The 12,788-nt window shown below is 74.6% G+C and carries 10 protein-coding genes; 6 read left to right on the forward strand and 4 right to left on the reverse strand.

Annotated elements, in window-relative coordinates:
- The first annotated feature begins 372 nt into the window (after positions 1-372).
- The 3 genes from SM577_RS16010 (at position 373) to SM577_RS16020 (ending at position 4,411) form a co-directional block, all read left to right on the forward strand.
- Positions 373-2,601, forward strand: a complete 2,229-nt coding sequence (locus tag SM577_RS16010) for a putative bifunctional diguanylate cyclase/phosphodiesterase (RefSeq protein WP_474587218.1) — start codon at positions 373-375, stop codon at positions 2,599-2,601.
- Positions 2,602-2,810: 209 nt separating this feature from the next.
- Positions 2,811-3,569 (forward strand): MerR family transcriptional regulator, encoded by a 759-nt coding sequence (locus SM577_RS16015; protein WP_474587219.1) that lies wholly within the window; start codon positions 2,811-2,813, stop codon positions 3,567-3,569.
- Positions 3,570-3,667: 98 nt separating this feature from the next.
- Complete coding sequence (locus tag SM577_RS16020; protein ID WP_474587220.1) at positions 3,668-4,411, forward strand: hypothetical protein; 744 nt, start codon at positions 3,668-3,670, stop codon at positions 4,409-4,411.
- 1 nt (position 4,412) lies between these two features.
- Here the strand turns inward: SM577_RS16020 and SM577_RS16025 are convergent, their stop codons facing one another.
- The gene (locus tag SM577_RS16025) at positions 4,413-5,678 is read right to left on the reverse strand and encodes a serine hydrolase (protein WP_474587221.1); all 1,266 of its coding nucleotides are present in this window, start codon (positions 5,676-5,678) and stop codon (positions 4,413-4,415) included.
- A gap of 136 nt (positions 5,679-5,814) precedes the next feature.
- Here SM577_RS16025 and SM577_RS16030 point away from each other — a divergent pair, with 136 nt between their 5' ends.
- Positions 5,815-6,099: a putative quinol monooxygenase gene (locus tag SM577_RS16030; protein ID WP_302918037.1), complete on the forward strand. Its 285-nt coding sequence runs from the start codon at positions 5,815-5,817 to the stop codon at positions 6,097-6,099.
- Between the two features lie 51 nt (positions 6,100-6,150).
- Here SM577_RS16030 and SM577_RS16035 read toward each other — a convergent pair whose 3' ends face one another.
- The gene (locus tag SM577_RS16035) at positions 6,151-6,651 is read right to left on the reverse strand and encodes an HPP family protein (protein ID WP_302918036.1); all 501 of its coding nucleotides are present in this window, start codon (positions 6,649-6,651) and stop codon (positions 6,151-6,153) included.
- A 4-nt stretch (positions 6,652-6,655) separates the two neighbouring features.
- Positions 6,656-7,525 (reverse strand): alpha/beta fold hydrolase, encoded by an 870-nt coding sequence (locus tag SM577_RS16040; protein WP_302918035.1) that lies wholly within the window; start codon positions 7,523-7,525, stop codon positions 6,656-6,658.
- A gap of 89 nt (positions 7,526-7,614) precedes the next feature.
- Here SM577_RS16040 and SM577_RS16045 point away from each other — a divergent pair, with 89 nt between their 5' ends.
- Positions 7,615-8,175: a TetR/AcrR family transcriptional regulator gene (locus SM577_RS16045; protein WP_302918034.1), complete on the forward strand. Its 561-nt coding sequence runs from the start codon at positions 7,615-7,617 to the stop codon at positions 8,173-8,175.
- A 27-nt stretch (positions 8,176-8,202) separates the two neighbouring features.
- Here the strand turns inward: SM577_RS16045 and SM577_RS16050 are convergent, their stop codons facing one another.
- A complete protein-coding gene (locus SM577_RS16050) occupies positions 8,203-9,756 on the reverse strand; it encodes a gluconokinase (protein ID WP_302918033.1) in 1,554 nt (517 codons plus the stop codon).
- A gap of 265 nt (positions 9,757-10,021) precedes the next feature.
- Here SM577_RS16050 and SM577_RS16055 point away from each other — a divergent pair, with 265 nt between their 5' ends.
- Positions 10,022-12,364 carry an acylase gene (locus SM577_RS16055; RefSeq protein WP_474587255.1) on the forward strand — a complete coding sequence of 781 codons (2,343 nt, stop codon included), beginning with the start codon at positions 10,022-10,024 and terminating at the stop codon, positions 12,362-12,364.
- Positions 12,365-12,788 lie beyond the last annotated feature (424 nt).

The raw sequence follows: 12,788 nt of genomic DNA on the forward strand, positions 1-12,788 counted from the left end.
TGGTGTGCTATGGACCGTCGCGCCGGCGGGCAGCGGGCGCCGGCGCTGGTGCGGGACGCCGAAGCCTCCAACTCGCTGGGACGCCGGGCGAGCACGTCCGTTCCGGTTCCGGGCAGATCCACGCGACGCGTGCCGGTGGCCGTCCGGCTCTGGCGGGGCGGCTGAGCGCGTGGCTACGCTTTCCGGGTTTGCCGGGCCGGTCCTCGCCGTCGAGGGTGCGCACGAGAGAGAGCCGGAGCGATCGGATCGCGACAGCACGTCGAGCAGGCCGCCGGGGGCGTCCCCGCGCCGGCCGCCGCGGTCCGCCCCGCGGACTCCGGCCCGCCGGCCGACGCCGCACCGCCGACGCTGTGGGGACGCCCGGCCCGCCCGATGTCGGCACGTACCGCTCGGATCGGCCTGCTCGGCGCGGGCGCGGTGCTGGTCGGCGAGGCGCTCTGGCTGTTCGCCGCGCTGCCCGCCGCGGCCGTGGTCAGCGACGCCGGCGCGCTGCTGGTCGCCGGCTGGGCGGCGGTGGCCTGCCGCGAGGCGGCCCGCCGGCACCCGGCGCCGCTGCGCCGGTTCTGGACGCTGCTGGCGGTCACCATGGCGCTCGCGGCGCTCGGCCGCGCGGTGTGGACGGTCGACCGGCTGCTCGGCGGCGACCTGCCGCACACCCCCCTGGTCGGGGCGATCTTCACCGCGGGCATCCTCACCGGCACCGGCGCGCTGCTCTGCTCGCTCGCCGCCCCGCGGACCGCCGTGGGGCGGGCCCGGACGGTGCTGGACGGGGTGATCGTCGGGCTCGCCCTGGTGCCGATCGGCTGGGTCGTGGTGGTCCGCGACGTGGCCGCCGCCGACCTGGCCGATCCGCTGCGTACGCTCGGGCTGCTCTTCCCGATGCTCGACCTGATGCAGCTGACCATCCTGGTCGCGGTGGCCCGGCCGGCGTGGCGGCCGATGACGGTGATCGGGGCCAGCCTCACCCTGCGGGCGGTGGCGGACACCGTCTACGTCTCGCTCGCCGTGCGCGGCGACTACTTCTCCGGCCACCCGATCGACCTCTGCTGGCCGTTGAGCTACCTGCTGGTCGGCGTGGCCACCCGGTATCCGCCGCCGCCGGAGTGCGACCACGCGGACGAGGCCGAGTCGCCGCTGCCGCCGTGGTGGCGGGTGGCGCTGCCGTACCTGCCGGTGGGTGGGGCGATCGTCGCGGTGGTGCTGGCCCGCCAACCCACCGGGCAGACCCCGCACCTGGTCTTCTACGGCATGATGGCGCTGCTCGCCGCGCTGGCGCTGCGGCAGGGGCTGGCCGCCAACGAGAACCTGCGGCTGGTGGTCCGGCTGCGCCGGCTGGCGTACGCCGACCAGCTCACCGGCCTGCCCAACCGGCTGATGTTCAACCGGAAGCTGCGCGGCGCGCTGCGCGACGGCCGGCCGGTCGCCGTGCTGCTCCTCGACCTCGACGGGTTCAAGCAGGTCAACGACCGGTTCGGACATGCCACCGGGGACAGCCTGCTGACCGGGGTCGCCGAGCGGATGCGGGCGGCGGTCGACGGCGACGGCACGATCGCCCGGCTCGGCGGCGACGAGTTCGCGGTGCTGGTCGACGGTGAGGGGCGGGTGCCGCCGGAGCGGCTGGCCGAGCGGCTGCTGGCCGCGCTGGAGCCGGCCGAGGACGACGACGGCGACCTGGGGCTGCACCCGTCGGCCAGCATCGGCATCGCCGAGTACGGCCCACAGCACGCCTCGCACACCGACCTGCTGCGCGACGCCGACATCGCCATGTACGCGGCGAAGGCCGCCGGCAAGTCCGCGTACCGGACCTGCACGCCCGCGCTGCGGGAGTCGGCGGTGACCCGGGCGGAGCTGATCGCCGACCTGCGCCGCGCGGTCGACGAGGGCCAGTTGCACCTGGAGTTCCAGCCGATCGTCGACCTGGCCACCGGGGCGGTACGCAGCGCCGAGGCGCTGGTGCGCTGGCGGCATCCCCGGCTGGGGCTGCTCAGCCCGGCCCGGTTCCTGCCGCTGGCGGAGGAGACCGGGTTGATCGTGCCGATCGACCGGTGGGTGATCCACGAGGCGTGCCGGGCCGCGGCCACCTGGCGGGGCCGGCGGACCGAGGCGACGGTGGCGGTGAACATCGCCGCCGCGCACCTGCGCCGGCCGGACCTGATCGCCACGGTGACCGCGGCGACCGCGAGCGCCGGCCTGGCGCCCCGGGCGCTCACCCTCGAGCTGACCGAGTCGGCGCTGATCGACGGCAGTGAGGCGGTGCTGGACCGGCTGCGCCAGCTGCGCGAGCTGGGCATCCGGATCTCCATCGACGACTTCGGCACCGGGTACTCGGCGCTGAGCTACCTGCACCGGATCCCGGCCACCGAGCTGAAGATCGACCGGTCCTTCGTGGCCCGGCTCGACACCGACGCCCGGGCGTACGCGACGGTGGAGATGGTGACCCGGCTCGCCGGCGCGTTCGAGCTGTCGGTGGTCGCCGAGGGGGTGGAGACCGAGCGGCAGCACGCCGCGGTGGCGGCGATCGGCTGCGTGCACGGCCAGGGCTACCGCTACGGCCGCCCCACGGGGCTGGCCCAGCTGCGCACGGCGCTCGCCCGGACCTGAGCGGCCGGCCGCGCTGGATGCCGGTGGTCGAGGCGCTCAAGCCGGCGGCGGAGATCGCGCCCGCAGGAGCTGGCCGGCCGCCCGACAGGCCGGGTGGGCCGGCTCGGCTCGGGCGAGCCGCGGCGGTCGGGGTGACCGGCGTCGCAGAATCGGACTTGACCCTCACGTAACGGCAGGCCGGAGCCTGGTTTCCGGAAGGGAGGGAAACCATGGCGTACACGGTGGGACAGGTGGCCGGTCTGGCCGGGGTGACCGTGCGGACGCTGCACCACTACGACGAGATCGGGCTGCTCTCGCCGAGTGGTCGCAGCAGCACCGGCTACCGCCGCTACGACGACGCGGACCTGGAGCGGTTGCAGCACATCCGCTACTACCGGGAGCTGGGGTTCCCGCTGGAGGAGATCGCCGCGATCCTGGACGACCCGGCGAGCGACCCGACGGCGCACCTGCGCCGCCAGCACGAGCTGCTGACCGTACGGATCAAGCGGTTGCAGGAGATGGTCACGGCGATCGAGTTCGCGATGGAGGCGAGCAAGTTGAACATCCAACTGACCCCGGAGGAGCGGTTCGAGGTCTTCGGCGACTTCGACCCGGAGGCGCACGCCGAGGAGGCGGAGCGGCGGTGGGGCGGCAGCGAGGCGTACCGGGAGTCGAGCCGGCGGGTGTCCCGCTACACCAAAGAGGACTGGCTGCGGATCAAGGCGGAGAACGAGGACTGGGGCCGCCGGATCGTGGCGCTGATGTCCTCCGGCGCGCCGGCCGACAGCCCGGCGGCGATGGAACTGGCCGAGGAGCACCGCCAGCTCATCAGCCGGTCGTTCTACGAGTGCTCGTACGAGATCCACACCGGGCTGGCCGACATGTACCTGGCCGACGAGCGGTTCACCGCGCACTACGAGGCCATCGCGCCGGGCCTGACGGCGTACCTCAGCGAGGCGATCCACGCCAACGCGATCAGCCGGGCGTGAGCACGCCGGTGCGGTCCCGGCTACGCTGGCCGGGCCGCACTGTCGTGAGCGTCGATCGGTGATCCGCCGGCGGGCTTGCACACCCCCGAGGAGCCGCCGTGAACCGTCGCAAGCTGGTCGCCGCCGGTGCCGTCCTGGCCGTCGCCGCGGTCGTCGGCGGCTGGGCCGCCTTCGGCCGGTCCGAGCCGTCCACCGACCGGCCGGCGGCGGGCGCCGATCCGGCCGCCGTGCTGGTCGACGCCGCCGCGGCGGTCGACCGGGAGTCCTACCGGTTGACCGTCGGCTCCGGCACCGCGGGGGACGGCACCGTGCTGGTCTGGGATCCGCGCGCCCGGCGGGGCCTGGAGACCACCTCGCTGAAGGTGCCCGCCGGTGAGGTGAAGGTCGAGCGGCTGGTCACCGGGACGGACGCCTACGTGCGGGTGAGCGCTCCCGACCGGCGGGTGCCGGAGTGGGACGGCCGAACCTGGTGGCAGGTGCCGGTCGACGGCGGCCGGGGCCTGGACAACACCCGGCTGGCCAGCACGCTGCGAGCCCCGAGCGGGGTACGGCAGACCGGTGACCGCGAGTACGCCGGCACCCTCGACCTGCGGGGCAGCGCAGACGTGCTCGGCGAGGGGGTCGGCGCCGTGCTCGGTGACCGGGCCGGGGCGGTGCCGTTCACCGCCGCCCTGGACGAGCGGGGCCGGCTGGTCCGCTACCGGATCGAGCTGGCCGCCGAGCCGGGGCGGGCGGCGGCGCTGGAGCTGACGTACGCGGACTTCGGCCTGCCCGTCGCGGTGGAGAAGCCGGCCGCCGAGATGGTGCGCGACGACCCGCCGGCCAACATCCCGGGCGTCTGAGCTACTCCTCGTACGCCCCGTCGCCGGGCGGCACCAGGTAGTCGTAGACGGTACGGGCGAGTCGGCGGACCGTCTCGTCGCCGGTGGCCATCGGGCCGCCGGTGAGGAAGGCGACAGCCGTCTGCGAGCCGGGGATCAGGTAGTAGCCGACGTCGTGCGACGCGTCGGGCAGGTCCCCGGTCTTGTGCGCCACCGGCACGCCGGGCGGCAGCGCGGCGGGGATCTTGGTTAGGGTCTGCGCCCGCAGGAAACCGATCATCAGGCCGCGGGACGCCGGGGTGAGGATCTCGGCGTCCCACACCGCGCCGAGCAGCGAGACCACGTCGTCCGGGCTGGTGTAGTTCTCCTCGCCGCGCCGGGCCGCCTCGGTGTCGAGCATCTTGCGGGCCAGTACGGTCTCGCGCTGGTTCATCGCGTCGATCAGCGCGTTGACCGGGCCGAATCCGCCCAGGTGGTCGATCAGCACGTTCGCCGCCGTGTTGTCGCTGTAGATCACCATGTACTCGGCGAGCCGGTGCAGCGTGACCACCTGGGGGAACGTCTCGTACTGCAACTCGCCGGTGCCGTCGACCACGTCGGCCGGGGTGACCAGCACCCCGTCGGCCAGGGACTCCTGCCCGCAGTCCACCCGGCGCAGCAGCTCGACCAGGATCCACAGCTTGATCACGCTGGCCGCCTTGGGGCGGAACGTGCCGTTGACCGCGACCTGCTGGTGGCCGTACCGGCCGGAGAGGTCGCGGACGGCGACGCCGGCCGGGTTGGCGGTGGACGCTTCGACCGCCCGGGCCAGTTGCCCGGTGAGCGGGAGCAGCCGCCGCCCGGCGGCCGGGTCGGTGGGCGGCTGCGGGTCGGTGACCACCGCGCCGACCAGCGCCGCCGGCCGGGCGCCGGGGCGGAACACCTCCACCACCCCGGGCACGCGCCCGACCAGCGGGATGTCGTACGCGTAGGTCGTCGCGCCGACGGTGACCTCACCGCTGGCCACCCGGCGGGCGACCTGCATGCCGGGGTCGGGGATCCGGCCGGTGTCGCCGGCGCAGCCGCGGTAGCGCACCGTGCGCGCCGCCGTGTCCACCGAGAACACCCCGCCCGGGACGGCGAGCCAGGCCAGCGTGGCCGCCGGGGGTGGCGGTGCGGTGGGCGGCACCGCCGGCCCACCGTCGGCCGCCGCCGGCCCCACCGGCCCGAGCAGAGTCAGCGCCACCAGGGCGGACAGCGCTCGCCGTGCCCATCGGGAAGATGAAGCCTTTTTGTCGGTTTTGCTCACGTTTGCACGATAAGGAGCGGTCAAGCCGGCCGGCGCCGGTGCCGGTGGCGTCACCCGTCCGGGTGCGGCGGCGGCGCGGTGGGGTCGGACCGGGGGACCATCACCGGGGTCGTCACCCGTTCCGAGGAGGTCCACGATGGTCATCGTCGCCGGCAGCCTGTACGTCGACCCGGCCGAGCGGGGCGCCTACCTGGCGTCCTGCGTCGAGACGATCCGGCAGGCGCGCTCCGCGCCGGGCTGTGTCGACTTCGCGATCAGCGGCGACCCGGTCGAGCCGGGGCGGATCAACGTCTACGAGCGTTGGGACTCCGACGAGCTGCTGCTCGCCTTCCGTGGTTCCGGTCCGGCCGAGGCGCAGGTGGCGGCGATCCTCGGCGCCGAGGTGCACAAGTACCGGATCGCCGCCGTCGAGGCCCCCTGACCGGCCCCGGCCGGGCCAGCGCCCGGTCGGGGCCGGCCGAGGGCCGGCAGGTCAGTGCCGCGACGGCGGGTAGCCGTAGCCGGGCAGCAGTCGCCCGGCGAGCAGGGCCGCGCCGAGCACGATCAGCACCGCCGGCAGCATGGTGTGCAGCGGGTAGCCGACGCCGGGGCCGGTCAGGCCGATGAAGGCGGCACAGACGGCGGCCGGCGCGTGCGGCGCCCGCAGCAGCAGCATGGTGACGACCGACGCCACCGCCGCCGCGCTGGCCGTCCACACCGACGGGCCCGCGACCGCGGTGACCGCCACCGCGACGAGGGCGCACGGCGGATAGCTGAGCAGCACCGCCGCCGGCCGGGCCAGCGGCGCGCCGGGCGCCAGTGCGAGCACCGCCGCCGAGGCGACGAAGGGCAGCGCGAAGACGTCCAGCCCGGTCACTGCCTCCACGGTGGCCAGCAGAACCGTCGCCCCGAGCAGCATGGCGCCCGCGCTCAGCGCGGCGCCCCAGGCCGCCCGCCGACCGGTGACCGGCGGGCGCAGGGTGGTGGCGGACATCCGGCTACCGGGCCCGGCGCAGGAAGCCGCGGATCAGGCCGGCGATCTCGTCGCCGTGGGTCTCCAGCGCGAAGTGGCCGGTGTCGAGCAGGTGGACCTCGGCGTCGGGCAGGTCCCGGGCGTACGCCTCGGCCCCGGCGGCGCCGAAGATCTCGTCGTGGCGGCCCCAGGCGACCAGCGTGGGCGGCCGGTGCTCGCGGAAGTAGCGCTGGAAGTCGGGGTAGGCGTCCAGGTTGAACTGGTAGTCCCAGAAGAGCTGGAGCTGGATCTCCTTGTTGCCCGGCCGGTCCAGGCCGGCCTGGTCGAGGGTCCAGGTCTCCGGGGCGATCCGGTCCAGCCGGTCGGCCGGCACGCCGTGGGTGTACTGCCATTCGGTGGCCTGCGCCGTGAGCAGGTCGCGGACCGCCGGCTCGTGGGTCGCCCGGTCCTTGGCGTGCGCGAAGAGCACCTCCCAGAAGGGGGTGAACCCGTCGGTGTAGGCGTTGCCGCTCTGCACGACCAGCCCGGTGACCCGGTCCGGGTTCCGGCTGGCGATCCGCAGGCCGATCGGGGCGCCGTAGTCGTGCAGGTAGAGGGCGAAGCGCTCGATGCCGAGGGTGTCGAGCAGCGCCAGGGTGATCTCGGTGAGCCGTTCGAAGCTGTACTCGAACCGGTCCACCGGCGGGGCCGAGGACCGGCCGAATCCGATGTGGTCGGGAGCGACGAGGTGGTACTCGTCGGCCAGCGCGGGGATCAGGTTCCGGAACATGTGCGAGCTGGTGGGGAAGCCGTGCAGCAGCACCAGCGTGGGCCGTGACGGGTCGCCGGCCTCCCGGTAGAAGACCTGCTGGCCGGCGAGGGTGACGGTGCGGTGACGGGTGACGAAGGGGGACACGGAGGCTCCTCGGAATCTGTGAGAACGATCGTTCTCCGGTTGCCTGCTACCGTAGGAGAACGACGGTTCTCCGCGCAAGGGGCTTTGACATGGACCACACGACGGCCGAGGCGCGCCTGCTCGACGCGGCCGACGCGCTCTTCTACGAGCGCGGCATCCAGGCGGTCGGCATGGACGCCATCCGGCAGGCGTCCGGGGTCTCGCTCAAGCGCACCTACCAGCTCTTCCCGTCCAAGGAGCACCTCGTCGAGGCGGTGCTGCGCCGGCGGGACCGGGCGATCCGGGAGCAGATCTCGGCGTACACCTCGGCTCGGGCGACGCCGGCGGAGCGCGTCCTGGCGGTCTTCGACTACCTGTACGACTGGTTCGGCCAGCCCGACTTCCGCGGCTGCGCGTTCATCAACTCGTTCGCCGAACTCGGCCCGGCGTCGGCGAACGTGGTCGACATCGTCCGCGCCCACAAGCAGGCGGTCGCCGACCACCTCGCCGCCCTCGTCGCCGCGGCCGGCCGGTCCCCGGCGCTCGCCGCGCAACTGCTGGTGCTGGCCAACGGCGCGATGGTCACCGCTGCCATCGTCGGCAGTCCGGAACCGGCGCGCGACGCCCGCGCGGCCGCGCAGCGGCTGCTCGACGCCGACCCGGCGACCTGACGCCCGGCCATCGCGCCCGTCGGCCGCTCACAGCGGTGGCGGGGTGGGTGCCGGCTCGGGCGGCAGGCCCGGCGCCAGCCGGCGCAGCGAGGTGAACGTCGGCACCAGCGCGTCGTAGAGCTCGGAGAAGAGCGGCAGCAGCGTCGCGTAGGTGGCGGCCGCCGCCGGGTCGGGCTGCACGGTCTGCTCGATCCGGACCAGGTCGGCGGCCACGTCGATCGAGGCGATCTGGCCCAGCGCCTGCATGCCCAGCAGCGCCGCGCCGAGGCTGGACCCCTCGTGCCCGGCCGGGAACCGCACCGGCATGCCGAGCACGTCGGCGAGGATCTGCCGCCACAGGCCGCTGCGGGCGAAGCCGCCGCTGGCCCGGACCTCGTGCACCTCGTTGCCGGCCGCCCGCACCGACGCCAGCACCAGCGCCAGCTGCTGGCAGACCCCCTCGATCGCGGCCCGCACCAGGTGCGACCGGCGGTGGCCGTGGGTCAGCCCCACGTACGCGCCGCGCGGCAGCGCGCTCCAGTGCGGGGCCCGCTCGCTGAGCAGGTACGGCAGCATGATCAGCCCGCCCGAGCCGACCGGGGCGCGGGCGGCCAGCGCCAGCAGCTCGTCCTCGGCGTCCTCGCCCAGCTCGGGGGCGAGCGCGTCACCGGCCCAGTCGAGCACCACCCCGCCGTTGTTGATCGCCCCGCCGACCACCCAGCGCCGCTCGGTCAGCGCGTAGCAGTACACCCCGCCGAGCGGGTCCACACCCGGGTGCTCCACCACCACCCGCATCGCGCCGCTGGTGCCGATCGAGCAGGCCACCACCCCGGGGGACACCGCGCCGAGGCCCAGGTTGGCCAGCGGTCCGTCGCCGGCGCCGACCACCACCGGCGTACGCCGGGGCAGCCCGGTCGCCTCGGCCGCCTCGGGGGTCAGGCCGGGCAGCACGGCGGTGGTGGAGACCAGCCGGGGAAGCTGGGTGTCGGTGATGCCGGCGATGCCGAGCGCCTCGGCGTCCCAGGCCAGCCGGTGGATGTCCATCAGCCCGGTGCCGGAGGCGACCGAGTGGTCGGTGACCAGTTCGTCGCAGAGCCGCAGCAGGACCCAGTCCTTGATCCCCACCCAGTACGCCGACCGCCCGAACAGCTGCGGCTCCTGCTCGGCCAGCCAGAGCAGCTTGGGCAGCGGCGCCATCGGGTGCACCGGGGTGCCGGTACGCCGGTGCAGGGCCAGCCCGGACGGGACCGCGCGCAGCCGCTCGGCCTGTCGGCTGGCCCGGGCGTCGGCCCAGGTGATCGACGGGGTGATCGGCTCGCCGTCGGCGTCCAACCCGATCAGACTGTGCATCGCGGTGCTGAACGCCAGCCCGGCCACCGGCCGCCCCAGGTCGGCCACCACCGCCCCGATCGCCTCCAGCACCGCCGCGTGGATCCGCAGCGGGTCCTGTTCGGCCCAGCCGGGTTGCGGCTCGTCCAGCGGATACGGCGAGCCGTACTGGGTGAGCTGGCGGCCCTGGGTGTCGTAGGCGACCGCCTTGGCGCTGGCGGTGCCGATGTCGACGGCGATCACGGCGTCGCGACGGCCACCCGTCTCGGTCACCGGCGCTCACCCCTTCCGCCCGCGCCGGCGTCACCGGCTGTGGCTGACGTTACCGAGCGCCGGGCCGCCCCGTGCCGGGAAAGCGAACGGCGGCCGCGGGCACGGTCAATCGGCGACGGGGCTCCCGATCGGGGGTGTACGCGAGGGCCCGACCGGGGTGAGAATGCCGAGCAACGTGAATGTTTCTGGACGATGACGTCCGGCGGGGGAGGATGGCGTGACCGGTCCAGCTCTTCGCCTCGGTGCGGCGGTGGCCGCCCTGGGCATGGTCGTGTCCGGGTTGGTCGCCGGGTCGGCGCCGGCCGCCGGCAAGCAGCGCGACGGGCGGGGCTACTCCGCCGAGATCCGCCGGGCGTCCTACGGCGTCCCGCACATCACCGCGCACACCTTCGGCAGCCTCGGCTTCGGCGTCGGCTACGTCCAGGCCGAGGACAACCTCTGCGTGATCGCCGAGAAGGTGGTCACGGTCAGCGGCGAGCGGTCCCGCTGGTTCGGCGCGAGCGGCCCGACCGACGCCAACGTGCGCAGTGACCTGTTCTTCCGCAAGGCGATCGAGGACCGCGCGGTCGAGCGGCTGCTCGACGGCCGCCGCGACGGCGTGCACTCGCCGTCCGACGACGTCCGGGACCAGATCCGGGGCTTCGTCGCCGGCTACAACCACTACCTGCGCCGGGTCGGCGGCGCGGCGAACCTCACCGACCCGGCCTGCCGGGCCAAGCCGTGGGTACGCCCGCTGACCGAACTGGACCTGTGGCGGACCACCTGGGCCAGCATGATCCGCGCCGGCTCGCGCGCGCTGCTCGACGGCATCGTCGCCGCCGCCCCGCCGACCGCCACCGGCCCGGCCGCCGCCCAGGACGCGCCGGGCGCCGCCGCCGTGCTCGCTTCGGTCGACGGCGCGCCGGCCGGGGTCGGCAGCAACGCCTACGGGCTCGGCGCCGGGGCCACCACGCACGGCGGCGGGATGGTGCTGGCCAACCCGCACTTCCCCTGGGACGGGGCGGAGCGGTTCTACCGGATGCACCTCAAGGTGCCCGGCCGCTACGACGTGGAGGGCGCCGCGCTGATCGGCGACCCGATCGTGGAGATCGGGCACAACCGCACCATCGCCTGGAGCCACACCGTCTCCACCGCCCGCCGCTTCGTCTGGCACCGCCTCGCCCTGGTGCCCGGCGACCCGACCTCCTACTACGTCGACGGCCGGCCGCGGAAGATGACCACCCGCACGGTCACCGTGCAGGTGCCGAACCCGGCCGGCGGCACGGTCCCGGTCAGCCGCACCTTCCACGACACCCACTACGGGCCGGTGGTCGTGGTGCCCGGCAGCTTCGACTGGACGACCGAGGCCGCGTACGCCGTGACCGACGTGAACGCCACCAACAACCGGGCCTTCGACGGCTGGTTGCAGATGGGCCGGGCGAAGACGGTCCGTGAGTTGAAGCGGGTGCTGGACCGTTACCAGTTCCTGCCCTGGGTGAACGTGATCGCCGCCGACGCCCGCGGCGAGGCGCTCTACGCCGACCACTCGGTGGTGCCCCGGGTCACCGACGACCTCGCCGCCGCCTGCATCCCGGCGCCGTTCCAGCCGCTCTACGCCAGCAGCGGGCAGGCCGTCCTGGACGGGTCCCGGTCGGCGTGCGCGCTGGGCGCCGACCCGGACGCGGCGGTGCCCGGCATCCTCGGCCCGGCGAACCTGCCGATCCGGTTCCGCACCGACTACGTGACCAACTCCAACGACAGCCACTGGCTGGCCAACCCGGAGGCGCCGCTGGTGGGCTACCCCCGGATCATCGGCCGCGAGGGCAGCCAGCGCAGCCTGCGTACCCGGCTCGGGCTCGACCAGGTGCAGCGGCGCCTGGCCGGCACCGACGACCTGCCGGGCACCCGGTTCACCACCGGCCGGCTCTGGCAGACGGTGTTCGGCAACCGCGTGTACGGCGGCGAACTGGTCCGCGACGACCTGGTGGCGCTCTGCACCGCCCAGCCGACCGCGACCGCCTCCGACGGCACCACCGTCGACCTGCGCGACGCCTGTGCCGCGCTGCGGGGCTGGGACCTGCGGGCTGACACCGGCAGCCGGGGCGCCCACCTGTTCACCGAGTTCGCCCTGGCCGGCGGCATCCGGTTCGCCGACGCCTTCGACCCCGCCGATCCGGTGCACACCCCGGCCCGGCTGGCCACCGCCGACGCGGGGGTGCTGCGGGCGCTCGCCGACGCCGTCCGCCGGCTCGCCGGCATCCCGCTGGACGCCCGGCTCGGCGACGTCCAGACCGAGCCGCGCGGCGACCAGCGCATCCCGATCCACGGTGGACCGGCCGAGGCCGGCATCTTCAACATGATCATCAACCCGTTGCGCCCCGGCGTCGGCTTCCCGAAGGTGGTGCACGGCTCCTCCTTCGTGATGGCCGTCGAGCTGGGCCCGGACGGGCCGTCCGGCCGGCAGATCCTCACCTACTCGCAGTCGACCAACCCGAACTCGCCCTGGTACGCCGACCAGACCCGGCTCTACTCGGGCAAGGGCTGGGACACCGTCAAGTACACCGAGGCGCAGCTGCGGGCCGACCCGAACCTGCGCACCTACCGGATCTCGGAGGGCCGCCGGCACTGAGCCGGCCACCCACCCGTCGTCGCGTCCGTCGGTCGCTGCACCGGCGGACGCGACGCGTTACCCGGCTTGCCGTTCCGGTCCACTCCGACCGTACGTGTGCCAGCAGCCCGGAGCTCCGGGCGTCGCGGACCGCGTGCGCCGTTGAGCCCGAGCTGATCGGCGCGCATGCCACGGCGTCGATCCCGCCTCGTACGACGACCGCCGCGCCGGGCACACCGAGCCGTGCGGACCGGAACACGCATGCTCGTGCTCGCTCCGGCTCCGGCAGAACAACAGGCAGAAGTTGCTGCGGAAGCTTCGCACAGCGCTGCGACGTACGTCACAGCCCCTTCTCCGGGTCCTCGCGCTGAGCTGGGCGAACGTCGCCGACCCCGGTGGCCGCCACCGTCCGCGCAACCGTTGTGGCACGACGTTGCCGCCGCTA

The organism is Micromonospora desertarenae (assembly GCF_056150265.1).